17 protein-coding genes are annotated in these 20,855 nt (G+C 71.5%); 9 read left to right on the top strand and 8 right to left on the bottom strand.

The genetic code is table 11. From position 1 onward, the window contains the following. Positions 1–13 precede the first annotated feature (13 nt). Both ACFVYA_RS34715 and ACFVYA_RS34710 read right to left on the bottom strand, forming a co-directional pair. Positions 14–382: a hypothetical protein gene (locus tag ACFVYA_RS34715; protein WP_387051066.1), complete on the bottom strand. Its 369-nt coding sequence runs from the start codon at positions 380–382 to the stop codon at positions 14–16. A 234-nt stretch (positions 383–616) separates the two neighbouring features. Next, positions 617–1,225 (bottom strand): SGNH/GDSL hydrolase family protein, encoded by a 609-nt coding sequence (locus ACFVYA_RS34710; protein WP_285990379.1) that lies wholly within the window; start codon positions 1,223–1,225, stop codon positions 617–619. Positions 1,226–1,281: 56 nt separating this feature from the next. On the opposite strand from ACFVYA_RS34710, the gene ACFVYA_RS34705 reads away from it, so the two are divergent. The 4 genes from ACFVYA_RS34705 to ACFVYA_RS34690 all read left to right on the top strand — a co-directional run bounded on the left by ACFVYA_RS34705 (position 1,282) and on the right by ACFVYA_RS34690 (position 4,825). Next, positions 1,282–2,160, top strand: a complete 879-nt coding sequence (locus ACFVYA_RS34705) for an alpha/beta hydrolase (protein ID WP_387051064.1) — start codon at positions 1,282–1,284, stop codon at positions 2,158–2,160. Positions 2,161–2,230: 70 nt separating this feature from the next. Then, positions 2,231–3,193, top strand: coding sequence for a zinc-binding alcohol dehydrogenase family protein (locus ACFVYA_RS34700; protein WP_387051062.1), 963 nt, complete (start codon positions 2,231–2,233; stop codon positions 3,191–3,193). A gap of 112 nt (positions 3,194–3,305) precedes the next feature. Beyond that, a complete protein-coding gene (locus tag ACFVYA_RS34695; RefSeq protein ID WP_387051061.1) occupies positions 3,306–4,058 on the top strand; it encodes an SDR family oxidoreductase in 753 nt (250 codons plus the stop codon). Beyond that, complete coding sequence (locus ACFVYA_RS34690) at positions 4,055–4,825, top strand: SDR family oxidoreductase (protein ID WP_387051059.1); 771 nt, start codon at positions 4,055–4,057, stop codon at positions 4,823–4,825. The genes ACFVYA_RS34695 and ACFVYA_RS34690 overlap by 4 nt, the downstream gene beginning before the upstream one ends. 1,116 nt (positions 4,826–5,941) lie before the next feature. On the opposite strand, the gene ACFVYA_RS34685 is transcribed toward ACFVYA_RS34690, so the two are convergent. From ACFVYA_RS34685 to ACFVYA_RS34675, 3 genes are all read right to left on the bottom strand, one after another. Further along, complete coding sequence (locus tag ACFVYA_RS34685) at positions 5,942–6,538, bottom strand: Clp protease N-terminal domain-containing protein (RefSeq protein ID WP_387051057.1); 597 nt, start codon at positions 6,536–6,538, stop codon at positions 5,942–5,944. A 194-nt stretch (positions 6,539–6,732) separates the two neighbouring features. Then, positions 6,733–7,248, bottom strand: a complete 516-nt coding sequence (locus ACFVYA_RS34680; protein WP_387051056.1) for a dihydrofolate reductase family protein — start codon at positions 7,246–7,248, stop codon at positions 6,733–6,735. A gap of 30 nt (positions 7,249–7,278) precedes the next feature. Continuing rightward, positions 7,279–8,058 (bottom strand): enoyl-CoA hydratase-related protein, encoded by a 780-nt coding sequence (locus ACFVYA_RS34675; RefSeq protein WP_387051054.1) that lies wholly within the window; start codon positions 8,056–8,058, stop codon positions 7,279–7,281. A gap of 172 nt (positions 8,059–8,230) precedes the next feature. Between ACFVYA_RS34675 and ACFVYA_RS34670 the strand changes: the two genes are divergently transcribed. Then, complete coding sequence (locus ACFVYA_RS34670) at positions 8,231–11,305, top strand: glycoside hydrolase family 2 TIM barrel-domain containing protein (RefSeq protein ID WP_387051052.1); 3,075 nt, start codon at positions 8,231–8,233, stop codon at positions 11,303–11,305. 42 nt (positions 11,306–11,347) lie between these two features. On the opposite strand, the gene ACFVYA_RS34665 is transcribed toward ACFVYA_RS34670, so the two are convergent. Beyond that, positions 11,348–12,202 (bottom strand): hypothetical protein, encoded by an 855-nt coding sequence (locus tag ACFVYA_RS34665; protein WP_285990389.1) that lies wholly within the window; start codon positions 12,200–12,202, stop codon positions 11,348–11,350. Between the two features lie 357 nt (positions 12,203–12,559). Between ACFVYA_RS34665 and ACFVYA_RS34660 the strand changes: the two genes are divergently transcribed. The 4 genes from ACFVYA_RS34660 to ACFVYA_RS34645 are packed head-to-tail and all read left to right on the top strand — an operon-like array spanning position 12,560 to position 18,282. After that, the gene (locus ACFVYA_RS34660) at positions 12,560–14,212 is read left to right on the top strand and encodes an AMP-binding protein (protein ID WP_387051050.1); all 1,653 of its coding nucleotides are present in this window, start codon (positions 12,560–12,562) and stop codon (positions 14,210–14,212) included. A 4-nt stretch (positions 14,213–14,216) separates the two neighbouring features. Beyond that, positions 14,217–15,197 carry a phosphotriesterase gene (locus tag ACFVYA_RS34655; protein ID WP_387051049.1) on the top strand — a complete coding sequence of 327 codons (981 nt, stop codon included), beginning with the start codon at positions 14,217–14,219 and terminating at the stop codon, positions 15,195–15,197. A 14-nt stretch (positions 15,198–15,211) separates the two neighbouring features. Next, complete coding sequence (locus tag ACFVYA_RS34650) at positions 15,212–15,847, top strand: TetR/AcrR family transcriptional regulator (RefSeq protein ID WP_387051047.1); 636 nt, start codon at positions 15,212–15,214, stop codon at positions 15,845–15,847. Beyond that, positions 15,844–18,282 (top strand): hypothetical protein, encoded by a 2,439-nt coding sequence (locus ACFVYA_RS34645; RefSeq protein ID WP_387051045.1) that lies wholly within the window; start codon positions 15,844–15,846, stop codon positions 18,280–18,282. The genes ACFVYA_RS34650 and ACFVYA_RS34645 overlap by 4 nt, the downstream gene beginning before the upstream one ends. On the opposite strand, the gene ACFVYA_RS34640 is transcribed toward ACFVYA_RS34645, so the two are convergent. Beyond that, a complete protein-coding gene (locus ACFVYA_RS34640; protein ID WP_387051043.1) occupies positions 18,279–19,157 on the bottom strand; it encodes an alpha/beta fold hydrolase in 879 nt (292 codons plus the stop codon). The two genes, ACFVYA_RS34645 and ACFVYA_RS34640, sit on opposite strands and share 4 nt — an antisense overlap. A 137-nt stretch (positions 19,158–19,294) precedes the next feature. After that, the gene (locus ACFVYA_RS34635; RefSeq protein WP_387051042.1) at positions 19,295–20,809 is read right to left on the bottom strand and encodes a hypothetical protein; all 1,515 of its coding nucleotides are present in this window, start codon (positions 20,807–20,809) and stop codon (positions 19,295–19,297) included. Positions 20,810–20,855: the final 46 nt, after the last annotated feature.

Genomic DNA, 20,855 nt, shown 5'->3' with positions numbered 1-20,855 from the left:
CTCTCGGTGGGTGTTACCAGCGGAGGCCGATGTTCACGCTCGGGGAGCCGCCGGAGACGATGCCGTACAGCCACCCGGCGGACACGTTGTTGCAGACCCAGGATCGCGCCGGGTCCTCGGCGGCGAACCCGGACTGGCAGACGGTTCCGCCGCTGTCCCTGCGGACGACCCACTGGGCCGGGCCGGTGCCGTGCACGTCGGCGTCGACCGAGAGGGTGCCGCCCTGGAACCAGACCGATGGCTCGGTCGAGCAGGTGTTGATGGTGTTGCACGTCTTCGAGACACCGCCCTGCACGGTGGCCGATGCGGCCGGTGCGGCGAGTGCGAGCGCACTGGCCGCGATCGCGCCCACGATGGCGGCGCGCTGGGTTGATCGGTACATGTTCTGCCCTCTCTCCCTGGAGCGGAAGGGGCGGGCGCTGCAGGCCCCCAGCCCGCAGCGCGCGTCACGATGGACGCGGGAAGAGCTCCCCCAGTACCCCCCTGGCTGCCAGGCGACCGGCACCCTCGACCGGCAGGTCCCCCCTGCCGGTGAGCTCCGGACCCCCACCCCTCGCTCCGACCGCCTGGCGGAACCGATCTTGCCGGGCGCCGGTTAAAGCCGGGCAAAACCGGCTCAGGCGGCCAGGTGCGCGGCGGCGGCCAGCACGTGTGGCGCCAGGCCTTCGGCGATCACGGCGTAGCCGGCCGACGAGGGGTGGAACCGGTCGGCGGAGAACAACGCGGGGTCGGCGGCGAAGCGGGCGGCGAGTTCGGGGCCGGCGGTGGCCACGGCACCCCCGGCCCGGATGGCGGCCTCGGCTTGGGCCTGCGCGTAGTGGCCGCTGGCCGCCGAGACCAGCTGCCGGTAGGGCCCGGGTACGCGCGCCACGATCCCCAGGTCGGGCGCCGGCACCACGATGACGCGGGCGCCGGCGCGGACCAGCCGCGCCACGGCGTCGTGCAGCTGCCGCGCGCCGACGGCGGGGGAGACGAACCCGGCGAGGTCGTTCGCGCCGATCACGATCAGGGCCAGGTCCACCCGCTCGCCGAGGGCGACGCCGACCTGGCGTTCGAGGTCGGCCGAGCGGGCTCCGGGCACGCCGAAGTTCCGGAGCCGCACGGTGTGGCCCGCGTCGCGCAGGCGGCGGGTGAGCCGCCGGCCGAGGGTGTCGTCCTCCCGGCTGCTGCCGACGCCGGCCGCCAGCGAGTCGCCGAGGACGCAGAATTCGAGTGGCGAAGTCATCACCGGGGTACAACGTGACCGGGTCGCCGTTGTTTCCCGTGGGGCTGGAGGTCACGTTGACCAGGACGGTGCTCGTGCGGGTGCTGGTGGTGGCCGTCGTCGTCCTCGTGCTCCTGCTGGCCGCCTTCTGGGCGGTCCAGCGGCGGCTCATCTACCTGCCGGACCCCGCGCCGGTGCCCGCCGCCGCGAGCGTGCTGCCAGGCGCTGTGACAACCGGGGCTCCGCCCCGGAGCGGGGGCTTCGCCACCCGCACCCCTGAAACGATGGCCGAGGACATCCGCCTTCGCACGGCCGACGGTCTGGACCTGGGCGCCTGGTACCTGCGCCCGGCCGGCCGGGACCCGGCGGCGACGGTGCTGGTCGCGGGCGGCAACGGCGGCAACCGGGCCGGCCGGGCGCCGCTGGCCGCGAAGCTCGCGCAGGCCGGGCTGGCCGTGCTGCTGCTCGACTACCGCGGGTACGGCGGCAATCCGGGCCATCCCAGCGAGGACGGCCTGGCCCTCGACGTCCGCGCGGCCCACCGCTTCCTGACCGAGGACCGGCGGGTGCCGCCCGGGCGCCTGATCTACTTCGGCGAAAGCCTCGGCTCCGCCGTCGTCACGGAGCTGGCCCTCGAACACCCGCCGGCGGGCCTGCTGCTGCGGTCGCCGTTCGTCGACCTCGCGGCGGTCGGCGCGGAAATCTACCCGTACCTGCCGGTGCGCCTGCTGCTGCGCGACCGCTTCCCGGTCAAGGAGCAGGCCGCGCAGCTCCACGTCCCGGCCGTGGTGGTCGCAGGCGGCCGGGACTCGATCGTCCCGCCGTCCCAGAGCCGCGAGGTGGCGGCCGCGGCGTCGGCCCGGCTGGTGGAGATCCCCGGTGCCGACCACAACGACCCGGTGCTGCTCGACGGCCCGGAGCTGGTCGAGGCGGTGCTCTCGCTGGTCCCGCGCTGAACCTGGTCCTGGCGGACCCAGGCTGGGCCGGGCCTGGTCCGGTGCTCCCGGCCGCCGCAGGATCGAGGCCATGACGAACAGCATGAAGGCGGTCACCATCCCCGAGTTCGGCCCCGCCGAGGTCCTGCGGCTCGACACCGTGGCGGTGCCGGAGCCCGGGCCGGGCGAGGTCTCGATCGACGTCGCCTACGCCGGCGCCAACTTCGCCGAGGTCCTCTACCGGCAGGGTGTCGTCGACGTCCCGCTGCCCTTCGTCCCCGGCATCGAGGTCTCCGGGCGGATCCGCGCGCTGGGCGAAGGCGTCGAGGGCCTGTCGGTGGGGGAGCCGGTCGCCGCGTTGACGATCGTGGCGAGCGGGGGCTACGCCGAGGTGGTCACCACCGCCGCCGCGCTGGTGGCCCCGCTGCGCGGAACCGATCTCGAGGTGGCGGCGGCGGTGCCGTCCAACAGCACCACGGCCTTCCTCGTCCTCGAGCGCGTGGCCAGGCTGGAACGCGGCGAACGCGTCCTGGTGCACGCCGCCGCCGGCGGGGTGGGCAGCCAGCTGGGCCAGGTCGCGCGCCTGCTCGGCGCCGGCCGGGTGGTCGGCACGGTCGGGAGCGAAGCGAAGATCGCCGCCGCGAAGGCGTTCGGCTACGACGAGGTCGTCCTGCGCGACGAGGTGGCCGGCACCGGCGAGTTCGACGTCGTGGTGGACATGGTCGGCGGTCCGGCGCGCCGCGCGAGCCTGGACCGGCTCGCCCCGATGGGGCGCCTGGTGGTCATGGGCAACGCCTCGGGCGCCGAGGACGTCGGCATCCCGGCCAACGAGCTGTGGTTCACCACCAAGACCGTGTCGGGGTTCAACCTCGCCGCGTTTTCCGCCGTGGCACCGGAAACCGTGGGGCAGGCCGTGCGCCGCGCCGTCGCGGCCGTTGCGGACGGCACCCTGCGCGTCGACGTCGAATCCCTGCCGCTGGCCGAGGCGGTGACCGCGCACCGCCGCATCGAATCGGGTTCGACGACCGGCAAGCTCGTGCTCCGCGTGCGGTGACCGGCGGGTGTGACGGGTGTCCGCCTTGAGACCCGGGCCGCATCGCGCATAATGGCCACTGACCGACTGCTTGGTATGTGCCGGGCACCACAGCCGAAGGAGACCGCCTGCCGTGAACTCGTTCAAGGATCGCGTCGCGATCGTCACCGGGGCCAGCCGGGGCATCGGCCTCGGGATCGCGAAGACGCTCGTCGAGCGCGGCGCCAAGGTCTGCCTCACCGCCCGCAAGCCGGAGGCCCTCGAAGAGGCGGTCGGCTCCCTCGGCGGCCCGGACGTCGCCATGTTCGTGGCGGGCAAGGCCGACGACACCGACCACCAGGACGAGACGGTCGCCAAGGCGATCGAGACCTTCGGCCGGCTCGACTACCTGGTCAACAACACCGGCATCAACCCCGTCTACGGCCCGACCCTGGACATCGACCCGGCCGCCGCGGCGAAGATCCTCGGCGTCAACGTGCTCGCGCCGCTGGGCTGGACCAAGCGCGCCCGCGACGCGTGGATGGGGGAGCACGGCGGCGCCGTCGTCAACGTCGCCTCCGTCGCCGGCCTCGGCGCTTCGCCGGGCATCGGCATGTACGGCGTCAGCAAGGCGGCGCTGATCCGGCTGACCGTCGAGCTCGGCGCCGAGCTGGGGCCGAAGATCCGCGTCAACGCCGTCGCGCCGGCGGTGGTCAAGACGAAGTTCGCGACCGCGCTGTACGAGGGCCGCGAGGAGGAGGTCGCCGCGGCGTACCCGATGAAGCGGCTCGGCGTGCCGGCCGACATCGCGGGCGCGGTGGCGTTCCTGCTGTCCGACGACGCGGGCTGGATCACCGGCCAGACGGTGGTCCTCGACGGCGGCGTGACCCTGGGCGGTGGCCTGTGACCGGCGTCGTCGTCACCGGGGGCGGCGGCGGTATCGGTGCCGCGCTGGCCCGCCGCTTCGCGGCCGACGGCGCCCGGGTCGTCGTGGCCGACCTCGACGGGGACAAGGCCGCGGAGATCGCGGCCGAGGTCGGCGGGACGGCGTTCGCGGGGGACGTCGCGAGCCTGGACGGCGTCACGGAGCTGATCGACAGCGCCCGCTCGACGCTCGGCGAGATCGACGTCTTCTGCGCGAACGCGGGCATCGCGCCCTTCGGCGGCGCGGAGAGCGGCGAGGAGGTGTGGGCGCGCACCTGGGACGTCAACGTCATGTCGCACGTCCGCGCGGCGAACCTGCTGCTGCCGGCGTGGCTCGAGCGCGGCCGGGGCCACTTCGTCGCCACGGTGTCGGCGGCCGGCCTGCTGACCAGCCTCGGCTCGGCGCCGTACTCGGTGACCAAGCACGGCGCGCTGGCGTTCGCGGAATGGCTGTCGGCGACCTACCGCCACCGCGGCATCACGGTGCAGGCGATCTGCCCGCAGGGCGTGCGCACGGCGATGCTGGAGAGCACCGGCACGGCGGGCCGGCTGCTGATGGGCGCCTCGGCGATCGAGCCGGAGCAGGTCGCCGACGCGCTCTTCGCCGCCATGGAGGACAAGCGGTTCCTGGTGCTGCCCCACCCCGAGGTCGCGGGCTACTACGCGGCGCGCGCCACCGAGACCGACCGGTGGCTCGGCGGGATGAACAAGCTGCAGCGCAAGGTCGAGGAGGCCGTCGGGGAGCTGTGAGCGTGCTGCTTCACCGCTCGCACCGGCGGCGACCGGCTCGGTGCGGCCGGGGGAGCAGCAGCCGCACCGCATGGACGAACTCGCTCGGCGACGTCGGCAGGCCGGGATCGGTCACCGGATCTCGGCTGGGTCCAGGCCGCCGACGGTCAGCCCGGTATCGGTGGCGGCGCGTTTCGACCACGCCGTGGCGGGCTTCAAGTCGACTGCGGACGGATGCCGACCGGTCACAGTGACCCCGGGACGGGTCATCCGACACTTCGACCTGCGACGGCTTCCCGCTCTCCGGCCACAGACCGGTTCCATGCGGCCACGGCGGTGCCCGGGTGCGGCCAGGCGCGTGCCGCTCGAGGTGCGGAATTCGCACCGCATTCGAGGCGGGGCGTGGATTGTGACAGATGTCGATGACCTTGACTGGTGTTTCGGCAAAAAGGACTCGTTCCGCCACGGCTGGAGATAATTGAAAAAGGGGGAGTAATGTTGAGAAGTTCGCTTCGAAGATTGCTGCCATTGCTTGGCGTGTGCCTGTCCATGCTTGTTTCTGGTGTGGGTTGGCTAATGCGAGCGATCGGCCTGTGGTAGTCAATTATCAACTCAAGGCCGATAAGGCAAGCCAGGCTGCACTTTTTAAATTGAGAGCGGTGAGTAGTCGGACTGGGCAGGTGGTGGCTCCCTTCGCTGACCCGCCTGGCAATGGTTGCGACTATGGGGATGTCAAGGGCAATATCGGCGCTCAATATAGCCCGGCGCCCTTAGTGTTCTGGAGACCACTGAAACGTTCTACAGTTCCAGTGTCATATGTACGCCCACTGTCCAGGGGCAGACGATGGATTATCTGTCCGACATTGCCAAGCTTTATATCGATAATACTGAGAGGGATACCGGCAATCTTGGCGAGTGTGATTATCCGGCAGCCAACCCGTGTGTCGCGCGCGGATCGGTCGGCCACTTCGCCTGCGCTGGTGAGCTCAACTGTTCGGGCTACTACCAGATAACTCACTATGTCGACATGCTGCTGCCAGAGGGTTCTGTGACGGGCGACCAGTCTGCGTGTCGAACGGGTTGCAGGGTCGACGTCGGCGCTGTCGACCTTGCAACCTTGAGACTCCTCGTCACTCCTCAGTTATCGCGCCGACGTCTTGGGTGATGGTCTCTCATGCGGCGGAGTTCGGTGTCGCCAATGCGCCTGGTCTCCTCGTCGTCGAGCGGGCCGTCAGACGCGCTGATAAGATCGAAATCCCTGACTGTCGGCACCCCTTCGTATTCGGCTGAAGTTTTGGTGCCGCGTTGCGTCAAATCCGCTGAGCGTAGTCCGGCGATTGACGGTACTGACAACCCCAGCTCGCTCAAGAGTTGCAGGACCTCACTGCCTTGATCAGCGATAGCCGCCTGCAAGATGTGGCCCGTCGTCACCAGGTCGGCGTTGGCTGATGCGCTGGTTCGTACTGCGGCGTCGAGTATGCGCCACAGGTCGGGCGCCAGTGCGAGAGGTTTCGATTTCGTGGTTTCTGTGCTCGGGGCTGCGGAAACGAGGCGTCGAAGAGGTTCGAGATTGACGCCTGCTTCAGTCAATTCAGTACCGGCGACGCTTTGCGGGTCATCGGCCAGGCCGAGGAGGAGGTGTGTGGGTCCGATGTCGTCGGCCGACATGCTCGTTGCATGTTTCGCAGCCTCCGCCAGGGCGCGATTCGCAGCCGCTGAAAGCTTCTCGAACATCAGTGCCTCCCAATCGACGTGACCGAGATGTGACACCTTTCTCGGTCCATCCGTTGACCAGTGTGCGGAGAAGTCGTGATGTTACGTCGCTCAGGTCGAGAGCGTACCGCGCTGCGCCGGAACTGATGGGCGTAACATTTTCCGGGCCGGTGCCGAGGCTCGGTCCCCGCCCGGTGAGTCCGCATCTCGACCCTCTAGTGGATCACCCGGTACCAGTTCGGGCGCAGGCGTTCCAGCTCGATCGTGCCACCGCCGGGACGGTCGAACATCCGGACGCCGTCGCCGAGGAGCACCGGGACCGGCAGGGCGAGGATTTCGTCGAGGAGACCGGCTTCGAGGCACTGCCGGGCCACGTCGGCCCCGAGGACGTTGACGTACTTCTCCCCGGCCGCCTCCTTGGCCGCGGCGACCGCCGAAGCCAGGTCGCCGACGAAGGTGACGCCGGGAACCGGTGCCGGGGGCCGGTGGGTGAGCACGAACTGAGGCCCCTCCCAGCCGCCCCCGAAGGCCTTGCCTTCACCCGGGCCGCCGCGGTGTGGGTCGTCGCCGTCGTACGTGCGGCGGCCCACCAGCAGGGCTCCGATGCGAGGGATCAGGGCGTCGACCGCCGGGTCGGGGTGCAGGTGTGGCGTCAACCAGGACATGTCGCCGCCCGGGCCGGCGAGGAAACCGTCGATCGAGCAGCTGAACGCGTAGAGCAACTTGGCCATGCCGGTACTGACGACCGGGACGCCGAAAGCTCATCGGTGCGGCGGGAACCGCGGTGGACGGCGCTCGTTCCAGCTGGCCAGCCCCTCCGCCAGCTCGGGACGGCCGAACGACTCGATCATCAGCTCGGTGGCCGAGCGAGCCGCCTCCGCAAGCGGCAGCAGCGCCTCCCGCGCGAATTGCGCCTTCATCACCGCCATCGATCGCGGTGCGCTGTACGTCGCCAGTTCGGTCGCGTACGCGTGCGCGCGTGCCACCAGCTCGCCGGGCGGGACCACCTCCTGGACCAGGCCGTAGTCCAGCGCCTGTTCCGCGGTGAACGTCCGCCCGGACAGCAGCAGGTCGCGGGCCCGGCCCTGGCCGACGAGCTCCGGGAGCAGCTTCGCGATGCCGTACTCGGCGATCAGGCCGCGGCGGGCGAACGCGGTGGTGAACTTCGCGCCGGCGGCCGCGAACCGGACGTCCGCCGAGCAGGCGATGACGAAGCCGAGACCGGCGCAGCCGCCGTTGACCGCGGCGATCACCGGGACGCCCACCGACGCCGCCGCCAGCACGTCCCGGAAGTTGTCCTCGACCGGGGGCCGCGCGGCGATCGTGCCGAGCAACCCCAGGTCGGCGCCGGGGCAGAAGGCCCGGCCCGCCCCCGTGACGACGACCGCGCGGACTTCCGGGTCGGCGTCGGCCTGCCGCAGCAAGGCGCCGTAGCGGGCCTGCATCGGCACGTCCATCGCGTTGCTGCGGTCCGGCTTGTCGAAGGTGCACGTCGCGACCGCGCCGTCCGCCTCGTACCGCACGCCATCCACAATGGACATCGTCGCCTCCTCGCGTCGGACACCATACTAAGCGGTCGCTTGGCGAGAAGTCACGCCCCGGAGCGGCGAGCGAGCGCCGAGTTCGAAATTATCGAACTCTTTGATTGTCCGGAAACCTCTGTGCCATAGTGCTTTCCGCCCGCACGTCGCCGCGCTGGAAGGGGCTCACCCGATGCCGGAAGCAGAACCGAACGGTCTCCGCAGACGGGTGGTGCTGGGCGGGGCCGGGGCCGCCGTCGCCGTGTCGGCCGTCGCGCCGGTCGCCCGGGCCACCGACGTGCTCGCCCAGCCGGGGCCGGCGCGAGAAAGCGATTTCACCACCGGCTGGCGGTTCGCACTGGCCAATCCGGACGGCGTCACCGATCCCGGTGGCCGCTTCGCCGACGCCCCGAAGCCCGGCTTCGACGACTCGGCGTGGCAGGCCGTCGACCTCCCGCACGACTGGAGCATCGAGCTCCCGCCGACCGGCAAGGGCACCAGCAGCGGTTCCGGCTTCTTCCGCGGCGGGCTCGGCTGGTACCGCAAGACGTTCACGCTGCCGCCGTCGCTCGCGGGCAAGCGCGTGTCGGTGGAGTTCGACGGCGTCTATTCGGACGCCCACGTGTACCTGAACGGCGAGCTGCTCGGCCACCACCCGTACGCCTACACCGGGTTCGCCTTCGACCTCACCGGCCGGCTGCACACCGACGGGCGGACGCCGGACGTGCTCGCCGTGCGCGCGACGAACCCGCTGCCCAGCAGCCGCTGGTACTCCGGCAGCGGGATCTACCGGCGCGTCCGCCTGGTGGTGACCGAGCCGGTGCACGTGGCCCGGCACGGCACGTTCGTCACCACGCCCGACATCGCCGCCGGCCGGGGCACGGTGCGGGTCGCCACCGACGTCGTCAACGACGCCGGCGCCCCGGTCACCGCGGAGGTGCGCACGACCGTCACCGACCCGGCGGGCCGCGTCGTGGCGACCGGCTCGACGACCGTGGCGGTACCCGGCGGGCGGACGGTGCCAGCGGTGACCGGGTTGCGCGTCGAGCGGCCCCAGCTGTGGTCGATCGGCGCACCCCGGCTGTACCGGCTGCGCACCGACGTCGTCGTCGCCGGGCGCGTGCTCGACACGACCACCGCGGACTTCGGCTTCCGCTACACCGAATTCCACCCGGACAACGGGTTTTCGCTCAACGGCGTGCCGACGAAGCTGCGCGGCGTCAACCTGCACTCGAGCCAGGGTGCGCTCGGCGCGGTGATCGACCCGGCCGCGCTGGAGCACCAGATGCGGCTGATGCTCGCGATGGGCGTCAACGCGCTGCGGACCGCGCACAACCCGCCGGACCCGCAGCTGGTGACGGTCTGCGAACGGCTCGGGATCGTGATGATGGTCGAGGCGTTCGACTGCTGGCGGACCGGCAAGCTCGAGTACGACTACCACCGCGACTTCGACGAGTGGAGCGGGCGCGACATCGCCGAGATGGTCCACGCGGCCAAGAACTCGCCCGCCGTCGTGCTGTGGTCGATCGGCAACGAGGTGCCGGACGCGTCGATGGCGGGCGGCCCGCAGATCGCGGCGGACCTGATCGCCGTGGTCCGCGCGATCGACGCCACCCGGCCGATCGTCATGGGTTCGGACCGCTACCGCGGTGTGCCCGCGCCGGGCTCGCCGCAGGACCTCATCCTCAAGCAGCTCGACGGTCTCGGCGTCAACTACAACACCGCCCAGTCCATCGACGGGCTGCACAAGCAGTACCCGGACAAGTTCTTCTTCGAATCCGAGTCGTCGTCGGAGACTTCGACGCGCGGGGTCTACCAGGACCCGGACCTGCTCAACACCGGTGAGAACCACACCCCGGGCAAGCGGGCGACGTCGTCGTACGACAACAACCTCGCTTCGTGGACGTTCAGCGGCGAGTACTCGCTGAAGAAGGACCGCGACCGGAAGTTCTGCCAGGGCCAGTTCCTCTGGTCCGGGCAGGACTACCTCGGCGAGCCGACGCCGTACGACGTCTTCCCGGTCAAGACGTCCTTCTTCGGCGCGATCGACAGCGCCGGCCTGCCCAAGGACGCCTTCCACCTCTTCCGCAGCCAGTGGACCACCGCGCCGATGGTGCACCTGACCCCGATGGACTGGACGAACCACCGGCCCGGCGAACCCGTCGCGGTGTGGGTCTACTCCACCGTGGACACCGTCGAGCTGGTGCTGAACGGGAAGTCGCTGGGCGTCAAGAAGTTCGATCGCAAGACCACTGTGGACGGGCGGCCGTACCTGGAAACGAGCGAGCCGGCCGGTGACGACAAGAACGACCCGTCCGGCAGCTACACCAGCCCGAACGGCAGCACCGGCAAGCTGCACCTGACCTGGACCGTGCCCTTCGAACCCGGCACGCTGACCGCGATCGCCCGGGCCGGCGGCCGCGAGGTGGCGCGCGACCGGCTCGTCACGGCCGGGCCGCCGCGCGCGGTCAAGCTGAGCGTGGACGCGCCCGGTGGCGGCGTGGTGGCCGGGGCGATGACGTTCGTGACGGCGTCGGTCGTGGACGCCCACGGGGTCGTCGTGCCCGGTGACGGGCCGGTGCTGCGCTTCACCGTCGCCGGCCCCGGCCGGGTCGCCGGCGTCGACAACGGACGGCAGGAACTGGCCCAGAGCTACCAGCAGCCGGCGATCCCGGCGTTCAAGGGGCTGGCCGTCGCCGTCGTCGCGGCGACCGGCGGGCGGGGGCAGATCACCGTGACGGCGAGCGCCCCGGGCCTGACGCCGGGGAAGCTCACCTTGCCCGGCACGTCCCTCGGCCAGCGCAACGGCCCGGGAGCGCGCGCCGTCGAGACCCCCGTGGTCCCGGCCGCTTCGACGGCGGACGCGAGCTACTCGGGCGCCCCGGACACGCTGCCGGCCGCGATGCTGGACGGGAACCCGGCCACCGCCTGGTCCAACTACTACGTCAAACCGGCGACTTCGACGCTGAACGCGGTGAGCAGGCCGCGAGCCGAGGACTGGGTGTCCCTGACCTGGCCGTCGGCCCAGCGGATCAGCGCCGTCACGGCGAACTTCGTCGTGGACGCCAAGCTGGGGCTGCCGGTCGCCGTCGAAGTCACCTGCCGCACCGCCCGGGGCTTCGAGCCGGTGCGGAACCTGCGGATCACGTGGGGGACCGGCTCGAACGACCCGACGTCGTTCGCATTCGATCCGGTCGTCACCACGGAAGTGCGGGTGACGATGACCGCGCGGACCTTCCTGCGGATCAGCGCGCTGCTGGCCCGGTGAGACGCGGGTCCGGCGGGGCGCACCCCCCGCCGGACCCCGGTGTCACCGGCTACAGGGCGCGAGCGCGTCGAGACCCTGCGGCTTGGCCGCGTTGCGGCCGATGGCGGTGGCGATCCGGTTGATCGTCGCCACGCGCTTGTCCTCGAGCGGGCCGAGGATGGCGTTCTGCACGAAGTTCGGGCCGCCCTGGCCGACGGTCGTCTGCAGGCGGTTGTTGGCTTCGGCAATCTGGGTGTTCAGCAGCTCGAGGTTGCGCTGCACCTCCGCCTGGGCCTGGGCGGGGATGGCCGGGAGCTTGCTTTCGACGTCGGGGCAGGAGATCTGGCCGACCCCGGCGTTGCCGGTGTTGCCGGTGTTCCCGTTCTGGCCGTTGTTGCCGCTCTGGCCGCCGTTGCCCGTGCCCTGAGCCGGCGCGGGAGCCGCCGCACCGGCACCGGCGCCCGTGCCGGACTGCCCGCCGACCGAGCACGTGGCCAGGCTGTCGAGGCCTTGCGGCTTCTCGGCCCGGCGCCCGATCGAGATGGCGATGCGGTCGATCGTGGACTTCCGCTTGTCCGCCAGCGGGCCCAGGATGGCGTTCTGCACGAAGTTCGGGCCGCCCTGGCCGACGGTCGTCTGCAGGCGGTTGTTGGCTTCGGCGATCTGGGTGTTCAGCAGGTCCAGGTTGCGTTGCACCTCGGCCTGGGCTTGCGCGGGGATGGCCGGGAGCTTGCTCGCCACGTCGGGACAGGTGATCTGGCCGGCCGCCGCCTGACCGCCCGAGGCGGCGTTGGCGGCGCCGGGGTCACCGAAGGTCGTGGCGATCACCAGCGCGCCGCCCGCGATCGCGAGGGCGAAGGCGCCCGTCGCGATCTTCGTCCGCCGGGATAGGCGGTGTCGTCCACCGGAAGCAGGCATGAATGACTCCGTTTTCGTGCGTGAGTTAGCGTGAACATATGGGTACTCCGCCGTGTTCGGGGGATACGGCGGGGTTCTCTGATGGGGCGGACCAATCTGGTCGCCGACGCCATGGTGGCCTCTGGACCAGGGGTTTGTCCAGTGTGATCCAGGCGAAAAAGAAGATATGAACCATTTCGAACCGGGGTACGTGTACCTCTGTGACGGCGGCATCTGGCTGCATTTGCTTTTAGTGATTCAGTGGTGCACGGGAATTGTCGTGCACGATTTCGGCGTGCCTGTGCGGGCTTGACGCGGGCCGCGGTGTCCTCCTAGCGTCGGCATACCGACCGGTCGGTGTCCAAAGGAGGTCACTGGATGAGCTGGTACGACGCGAAGCCTTGGCTCGCGAGCTACGACGAACGGGTGCGGGCCGCGGGGCCGGCGAAGCCGACGACGTTGCCCGAGTCGTTCCGCCGGGCCGTGGACCACGTCCCGGACCGGGCCGCGATCGCGTACTTCGACGCGCGGCTGACCTACCGCGAGGTCGACGAGCTCTCCGACGGCGTCGCGCGGTACCTGGCGGCCCACGGCTTCGCCCGCGGCGACCGGCTCGCCCTGGTGCTGCAGAACATCCCGCAGTTCGTCATCGCCCTGCTCGGCGCGTGGAAGGCCGGCGGGATCGTCGTGCCGGTCAACCCGATGTACCGCGAACGCGAGCTCACCCACGTGTTCACCGACGCCGGCGTCAAGGCGGTCGTCTGCTCGCAGCGCGGCTGGAACGCCTACGTCGGCGAGACCGCGGCCGCGGGCGGCGTCGGCATCGCGCTCACCACCAGCGAACTCGAGTTCCAGACCCGTGACGATGAGCGCGTCCTGGCCAAGGTGGAAAAGGAGGAGACACCGGGCGCGACCGAGCTCCTCGAAGCCGCGGCGACGCCAGGCCCGAAGCCGCCGGAGCCGGGCTTCGCCCTCGACGACACCGCGCTGATCAGCTACACCTCCGGCACCAGCGGCACGCCGAAGGGCGCCACCAACACCCACGGCAACATCGGCACCAACGCCGCCGGCCTCGGCTCGTTCAGCGGCTTGCCCGCCGGGTCGACGCTCTTCGGGCTCGCGCCGCTGTTCCACATCACCGGCATGGTCTGCGAGCTCGGCTCCGCGATCGACATCGAGGGCACCCTGGCGCTGGCCTACCGCTTCGAGCCGGGGGTCGTGCTCGACGCGTTCCTCGAGCACCGTCCGTCGTACACGGTCGGGCCGTCCACGGCCTACATGGCGCTGATGGCGCACCCGTCGTTCAGCCGCGAGCACTTCGATTCGTTCGCGTTGTTGTACTCCGGCGGCGCCGCGCTGCCGCCCGCCGTCGTCGAAGCCTTCCGGGCGAAGACGGGGCACTACATCCACAACGGCTACGGCCTCACCGAGACGACGGCGGGCTGCGTCGTCGTCCCCGGCACCCTCGAGGCGCCGATCGACCCGGAATCCGGGACCATCTCGATCGGCCTGCCGGTGCCGGACACGATCGTCCGGATCCTCGGCGAGAACGGCGAGGAACTGCCGCCCGGCCAGGCGGGCGAGATCGCCGTCGAGGGCCCGATGGTCGTCTCGGGCTACTGGAACCGGCCGGACGCCACCGCTGAGGCCCTGCCCGGCGGGCGGCTGCTCACCGGCGACATCGGTTTCATGGACGAGCGCGGCTGGGTCTACGTCGTCGACCGCAAGAAGGACATGATCAACGCGTCCGGCTTCAAGGTCTGGCCGCGCGAGGTCGAGGACGTGCTGTACACGCACCCGGCGGTCCGCGAGGCCGCCGTCGTCGGGATCGCCGACCCCTACCGCGGCGAGACGGTCAAGGCGTACGTCAGCCCGGCGCCCGGGGCGACCCCCGATCCCGCGGAGCTGGTCGCCTGGTGCCAGGAACGGCTCGCCGCCTACAAGTACCCGCGCACCATCGAAGTCCTCGACGAGCTGCCGAAGACCACGAGCGGCAAGATCCTGCGCCGCGAGCTGCGGGCCCGGGGGTAGCGCGGTGATCGAAACGGTTCGCGGCGCGATCGCGCCGGAAGCGCTGGGCCGGGTGCTGATGCACGAGCACCTCTTCGTGCTCAGCCCCGAATTCGCCGAGAACTACCCGGAGCACGAAGGGTTCCGCGAGGACGAGCACGTCCCCGAAGCGATCCGGCGCCTGAAGGAGCTGAAAGAAGCCGGGATCGACACGATCGTCGACCCGACGGTGATCGGGCTCGGCCGCTACATCCCGCGCGTGCAGCGCGTCGCCGCCGAGGTCGACGTCAACATCGTCGTCGCGACCGGGCTCTACACCTACAACGACGTGCCGCACTACCTGCACTTCCGCGGGCCCGGCACGCTGCTGCAGGGCGAGGACCCGCTGATCGCGATGTTCGTCGGGGACCTCCGCGAAGGCATCGCGGACACCGGCGTCAAGGCGGGCCTGCTCAAGTGCGCGACCGACGAGCCGGGGGTGACGCCGGGCGTCGAACGCGTGCTGCGCGCGGTGGCGAAGGCGCACGTCGAGACGGGCGCGCCGATCATGACCCACACGCACGCGGGCACGCGGCGCGGGCTGGAGCAGCAGGAGATCTTCGCGGCCGAAGGCGTCGACCTGACCCGGGTGCTGATCGGGCATTCGGGCGATTCGACGGACCTGGGGTACCTCACCGAGCTCGCCGACGCCGGCTCGCTGCTCGGGATGGACCGGTTCGGCCTGGACCTGCTGCTGCCGTTCGAGGAGCGGGTGAACACGGTCGCGGCGCTGTGCGAACGCGGGTACGCGGGCAGCATGGTGCTCTCGCACGACGCGTCCTGCTACATCGACTGGCTGCCCGCCGCGCAGCTGCCCACGATCGCGCCGAACTGGCACTACCTGCACATCACCCGGGACGTCCTGCCGGCGCTGCGGGAACGCGGGGTGTCCGAACCGGACATCACGACGATGCTCGTGGACAACCCGCGGCGGTTTCTGTCGTGGCGTTATCCTGATGCGTCCTGAGAGGGGGTACCGCGGTGACCCGAGCAAACACCCGCAAGCCGGGCGAGGCCACCGGCGACGACCAGGCCGCCGTGCCCCGGCGGCTGCTGGAACACGCCACGAAGCTGTTCGCCAAGAAGGGCTTCGACCGCACGTCCGTCCAGGAGATCGTCGAGGCGGCGGGCGTCACCAAGGGCGCGATGTACCACTACTTCGGCTCGAAGGACGACCTGCTCTACGAGATCTACGCGCGCGTCCTGCGTGAGCAGACCCGCCAGCTGGAGAGCGTGGCCTCGTCGGACGCGCCGCTGCGGGAGCGGCTGGCGGCCGCGGCGTCCGACGTCGTGGTGTCCAGCATCGACAACCTCGACGACAACACGATCTTCCTGCAGTCGATGCACCAGCTGTCCCCGGACAAGCAGAAGGCGGTGCGGGCGGAGCGGCGCAAGTACCACGAGCGGTTCCGCGGGCTGATCGAGGAGGGCCAGGCCTCGGGCGAGTTCCGCACGGACAAGCCGGCCGACGTGGTGGTGGACTTCTTCTTCGGGTCCGTGCACCACCTGGGGTCGTGGTACCGCCGGAGCGGCTCGCTGACGGCCCGCCAGATCGGCGACCACTACGCGGACCTGCTGCTCGACGCCCTGCGGCCGCCTGGTCAGTTCACGGGGTGACCGAGTACCCGCCGCTCCCCGTCGTCGACGAGCTGACCGGACCGGAGCGGCAGCTGCTCGACGCCGCCCGGCACGGCCGTTCGCTCGCGGCCGACGCCCCGGTGCGGGCGCTCGTGCTGCGTGAACTGCTGCTCGGCCTCCGGGGCCCGGTGGACCCCCGCGGGGTGCGGGTGGAACGAACCCGGATCACCGGGGAGCTCGACCTCGACGACGTCGAGGCCGTTGCCGGGCTCGCGCTGGTGGACTGCGTGCTCGCCGAACCGATGAGTGCCCAGCACGCCCGGCTGCCGTGGCTCGACCTGTCCGGCAGCGAGCTGACCGGCGGCTCCGGGTGTGCGCTGGACGCCGAGGGCCTGCGGGTGGACGACCTGCGCCTGGCGGGCACCCGGATGGCCGGCTCCGGGGAGTACGGCGCGCTCTGCCTGCTGGACGCCCGGATCGCCGGCCGGACCCACCTCTCCGGCGCGGAGTTCACCGGCGCGGACGGGCCCGCGCTCTACCTCGACGGGCTGCGGTGCGGACAGCTGCGGGCCGTCGGCCTGCGGGCGACCGGGGCCGGCGAACTCGGTGCGGTCCGGCTGCTCGGCGCGCACGTCGACGGGCAAGCGGACTTCGGCGACGCGGAGATCACCAACGAGTCCGGGCCCGCGCTGAACGCCGACGGCCTGGTCGTCGAGGGTGATCTGCGCCTGATCGAGGCGACGGTGACCGGGGAACTCCGCCTGCTCGGCGCCCGGCTCGGGGAGGCCGACCTGACCGGGAGCACGCTGCGGGGCGGCGGCGGAACCGCGCTGGAAGCCGACCGGCTCCACACCGGGGAGCTTCGCCTCGCCGAGGTCACGGCCACCGGCTCCGGGGCGGCCACGATCAGCCTGACCGGCGCGCGGGTCGACGGGCAGTTCCTCTTCGACGGCGCCGTGGTCGTCAACGACGGCGGGCGCGCACTGAGCGCCGACGGCATCCGGGTCGGCGACACCCTCTCCGGCGAAGGCGTGCGGGCGTCGGGTTCGGGCGAGTACGGCGCCCTCTGCCTGATCGGGGCGCACGTCGGCGGGCACGTCGACCTCGAGCGCGCCGAGCTCGCCAACGACACCGGCGCGGCGCTGAGCGCCGACCGGCTCCGCGTCGACGGCTCCCTGCGCCTCGACGGGGTGACGGCGACCGGGTCCGGCGAGGTGGGCACGCTCCGCCTGCTCGGCGCCCGGATCGGCGGCCAGGCGACGATCGAGGACGCCCGGCTCACCAGCGACACCGGCCCGGCGCTCTACGCCGACGGGCTGCGCGTCGAGGACAACCTGTACCTGGCGGGGACGCACGCCACCGGCGCCGGTGACCGCGGGGCGATCCGGGCGCACGCGGCCGGAATCGGCGGGCAGCTGCTGGCCGAAGGCGCCGTGTGCGCGAACGGGTCGGGTCCCGCGCTGAGCGCCGACGACCTCCGCGTCGGCAACGAACTCGACCTCACCGGCCTGCGGGCGACGTGCTCGTCGGAGGTGGGCGCGGTGAGCCTGATGGGGGCGCGGGTCGACGGCAGGGTGACCTTCGACGGCGCCGAAGTCACCAACGACCGGGGACCGGCGTTGCTGGGCGACCGGTGCCGGGTCGGGGCGAGCCTGGCGCTGAGCGGGCTGCGGGCGACCGGTGCCGGCGGTTCCGCGACCGTCGGCTTGCTGGGCGCCCACGTCGGTGGCCAGCTGAGCTTCACCGGCGCGGGGATCGTCCACCGCGAGGGCGGGACGCTCGTGAGCCTCGAGGACACCGTGGTCGACGGGCCGGTCTTCTTCCCCGTCGAGGTGGTCGCCTCCGCCGGTCTGGTGTTCGTCGACGGGTTCCGGTTCGGCGCGCTCGAAGAGATCACCTGGCGGGAGTGGCTGGAGCTGATCGGGTCGCGCACCGCGGGCTACCGCCCCGGGCCGTACCAGCGGCTGGCCGCGGCGGAACGCGCGCACGGGCACGACGGTCATGCCCGGGCCGTCCTCATCGCCCAGCAGCGGGACCTGCGGCGGCGGGCGCCCCAGGCGATCGGCGGGTGGCCGGCGCGGTGGTTCCACCGGCTGTGGGGCCTCTTCGCCGGGTACGGCTACCGGGCGCGGCGGGCGGCCGCCGCGCTGCTGTTCGCCGTGGTCGCCGCCGGGGGACTCGGGTTCTGGGCCGGGCACGTGGGCGACGGGAGCCACCGAGCCGCCGAGCGCGTCGCGACCTTCGAGGCACCGGTGGGCACGCCGTGCACGACGGTGGAGCTCATCGGCGTCGGGCTGGACCGCGGGCTGCCGCTGTCCCCGGGCGTGCGCGGGCGGTGCGACCTCGACACCGGCGTCGGCTCCGGCCAGGTGTTCACGGTGGCGATCTGGGTGGTCCAGGCCGCGATCTGGGCGCTGGCCACGCTCGCGCTGGTCGGCTACACCGGGCTGGTCCGCAAGCCGGCCGGTGCCTAGTGCCGCTGGAGGTGGTCCAGCAGCAGCGCGCTCACCTCGTCCGGGACCTCCATCGCCATCCACTGGCTGGCGCCCTCGATGATCTGGAAGCGGTACTCCGCGTCGATGTGGTGGACCGTCTGCTCGGCCGCGCTCTGGCTGAGGTACGGGTCCTCGCGGCCCCACAAGTACAGCGTCGGGACCTCGATGCGGCCCGCCGGGATGTCGAACTCGTCGTTCGTGGCTCCGCGGTACCAATTCAACGTCGCCGTCAGGGCGCCCGGTTCCGAAAGGCGCGTCACCGTGCCTTCGACGATTGCTTTCGGAATGCGGCGGTTGTAAACAGCCCGTAATTGCGCGGCTTCGTCGCGTAAGAGGAAATTCTCGGCTTTGCCGACCGCGCGCCGGAAGAAGCGGATGTAGCCGAGGTCGTGGAACTGGCCGTCGTCGGTGGCCACCGCGCGCTGGAGGGCGGACGGGTGGGGCGTCGAGAGCACCGTCAGGGACCGGAGGCGGTCCGGGTGGGCCGCGGCGAGGGCCCAGGCCACCATGCCGCCCCAGTCGCGGGCGACCAGGTGGAAGCGGTCCGCTCCCTGGCTGCCGGCGAACGCGAGGGCGTCGCCGACCAGGTGGTCGAGCGTGTAGTGCTCGACGCCTTCGGGGCGCGCGCCCGCCGCGTAGCCGCGCTGGTCGACGGCCAGCGCGCGGTAGCCGGCCTCGCCGAGGGCGTGGAGCTGTTCGGTCCAGGAGTCGGCGAACTCGGGCCAGCCGTGCAGCAGCAGGACGAGCTCACCCGAGGCGGGCCCGGCCGCGAGCGCGCTGTGGTGGTGACCGCCGATACTGACGGTCAATCGTTCCAGCGCACCGGCGTCGGCCGGCGCGACGGCTGTTTCCATGGCGCACAGGTTAGATCCGGGCGACGACAAGAACCATGGGAAGAAGGGCATTTTTGTCACCCTTTTACCCGCGAAGTGGCCTGGCTCACAAATTTTCGCTCAGATGAGCGAGAATTCCGAACGAAACTGAAGGTTCTTCATGAATTCCGGCCCAGCCGCTGGAGGTCGACCACGGCCTTGTCGAACGTGAAGACGTCGGCGAGCAGGTGCTTCGCCGCGTCCGCCGCCGGGTCGCCGAGCAGGGTGACGTAGCAGCCGTAATCGATCGCGTATCCGTCGTACAACCGCCCCGGCCGGCGCGGGTCGACGACGCCGCGCCGGACGATGTGGAGCAGCCGTGCGTCGCAGAGCGTGTCGATCGCCGCGGGACGGTCCCGCGCGGCCAGCAGGAACGTCCGGCTCCGGCGCCGGCCGACCACTTCGTCGACCAGGAGACCCAGGAGCCGGTCCGCCTCCTCGTCGCGGCTGATGACGGACTGCTTGTCGCGCAGGTACCAGTCCCGCGCCGCCCGGCGCACGTGCGCACTCGTGATCCGGGCGCCGTGGGCGTGCTGGGCGGCCAGGGCCGCGATGTTGATCGCGTCGCGGGGGACGCCCTCCGCGGCCCGGACGAGTTCGGGGAACGCGCCGCGGTGGAAGGCGGCGTCGACGAACTCGCCGGGCACCGCCGTCCGCAGCATCGAGGTGAGGATCGGCCGGACGTGCCTGGCGAACAGCTCCCGGAAGAACGCCTGGGCCGCCTCCGGTGACCGGTCGAAGACCAGGGCGTCGTCGAGGCTGACGGCGGACGCCGCGTCGGAGCCGACCTCGATGCCGAGGTAGTCCTCGTCGAGCGGGACGAAGAAGCGGGCACGGTGCTCGATCGCGGCGATCTTCACCGTGACGCCCCGGACCGGCAGGACGCTGCGGCGCAGCAGGTCCGCCAGGAACGGCTGCAGGTCCAGCGGCACGCTGCTCCACTCGTCGAGCAGCAGCCACAGCCGGGCGGGCCGGACGCCGTCGGCCACGGCCTGCACGGCCCGGCTCAGCGGGCCGAACAGCACCCGGTGCTGCTCGACGCCGGTGCGCTTGCGGCGGCTCGACGTCGTCGCGGACGTCCGGTGCCGCGCGGACGCCCTGGCACCGCCTTTCGGGGCGAGTGACAATTCCGCCGAATAGCCCCGTTCCACCGCGTCGCCGGAAGTCTGTTCCTGTTCGGTTTCCCCGATGACTTCCACTTCGGTGGCCGCGGACACCAGGGCGTCGAGACCGCGCAGAAGCGCGTCCTGATCCGCGGAACCGCCGTCGACGGCGAAGGCGAAAAGCCGGTCGTGGACGGCTTCGAGGGTGTCCACCAGCAATTGCGTGCCGCGCTGGGCCGGGCTCAGCGCGGTGTTGGCGTACAAGCCGCCGGTGGACCCGATCGTCCGCAGGTCGAGGTGGATCGCGAGGTCGCCGGTGCGCTCGACGAGCTCCTGCAGGTGCAGCAGCGCGTGCGTCTTGCCGGTGCCGCGGCGGCCGAACAGGATCTGGTGGTCGGCCGAATTGATCATCGCGGAAAACGAGCCCGCGGCGACGTAGGTCGCGGCCAGCGTCGAACGGTCGGCGCTTTCGGCCCGCCGGGGAATGCGCATCAGGGCCTGGTTGAGGTGCATCTGGATGGCCTGCGCCATGGGAGCCAGCGTACGGCAGCCGGCGCGCCGCCCGGCACGGCCGAAT

Origin of the sequence: Amycolatopsis sp. NPDC058278 (assembly GCF_042881395.1) — a bacterium.
In the GTDB taxonomy this organism is placed as follows: domain Bacteria; phylum Actinomycetota; class Actinomycetes; order Mycobacteriales; family Pseudonocardiaceae; genus Amycolatopsis.
The sequence above is the reverse complement of the archived record's forward strand: the minus strand, read 5'-3'. Positions and strand labels throughout refer to the sequence as shown.

Coding starts and splice junctions, on each gene's coding strand:
- ACFVYA_RS34715 (WP_387051066.1), bottom strand. CDS start 382: ATGTACCGATCAACCCAGCGCGCCGCCATCGTGGGCGCGATCGCGGCC.
- ACFVYA_RS34710 (WP_285990379.1), bottom strand. CDS start 1,225: ATGACTTCGCCACTCGAATTCTGCGTCCTCGGCGACTCGCTGGCGGCC.
- ACFVYA_RS34700 (WP_387051062.1), top strand. CDS start 2,231: ATGACGAACAGCATGAAGGCGGTCACCATCCCCGAGTTCGGCCCCGCC.
- ACFVYA_RS34685 (WP_387051057.1), bottom strand. CDS start 6,538: ATGTTCGAGAAGCTTTCAGCGGCTGCGAATCGCGCCCTGGCGGAGGCT.
- ACFVYA_RS34680 (WP_387051056.1), bottom strand. CDS start 7,248: ATGGCCAAGTTGCTCTACGCGTTCAGCTGCTCGATCGACGGTTTCCTC.
- ACFVYA_RS34675 (WP_387051054.1), bottom strand. CDS start 8,058: ATGTCCATTGTGGATGGCGTGCGGTACGAGGCGGACGGCGCGGTCGCG.
- ACFVYA_RS34670 (WP_387051052.1), top strand. CDS start 8,231: ATGCCGGAAGCAGAACCGAACGGTCTCCGCAGACGGGTGGTGCTGGGC.
- ACFVYA_RS34665 (WP_285990389.1), bottom strand. CDS start 12,202: ATGCCTGCTTCCGGTGGACGACACCGCCTATCCCGGCGGACGAAGATC.
- ACFVYA_RS34660 (WP_387051050.1), top strand. CDS start 12,560: ATGAGCTGGTACGACGCGAAGCCTTGGCTCGCGAGCTACGACGAACGG.
- ACFVYA_RS34640 (WP_387051043.1), bottom strand. CDS start 19,157: ATGGAAACAGCCGTCGCGCCGGCCGACGCCGGTGCGCTGGAACGATTG.
- ACFVYA_RS34635 (WP_387051042.1), bottom strand. CDS start 20,809: ATGGCGCAGGCCATCCAGATGCACCTCAACCAGGCCCTGATGCGCATT.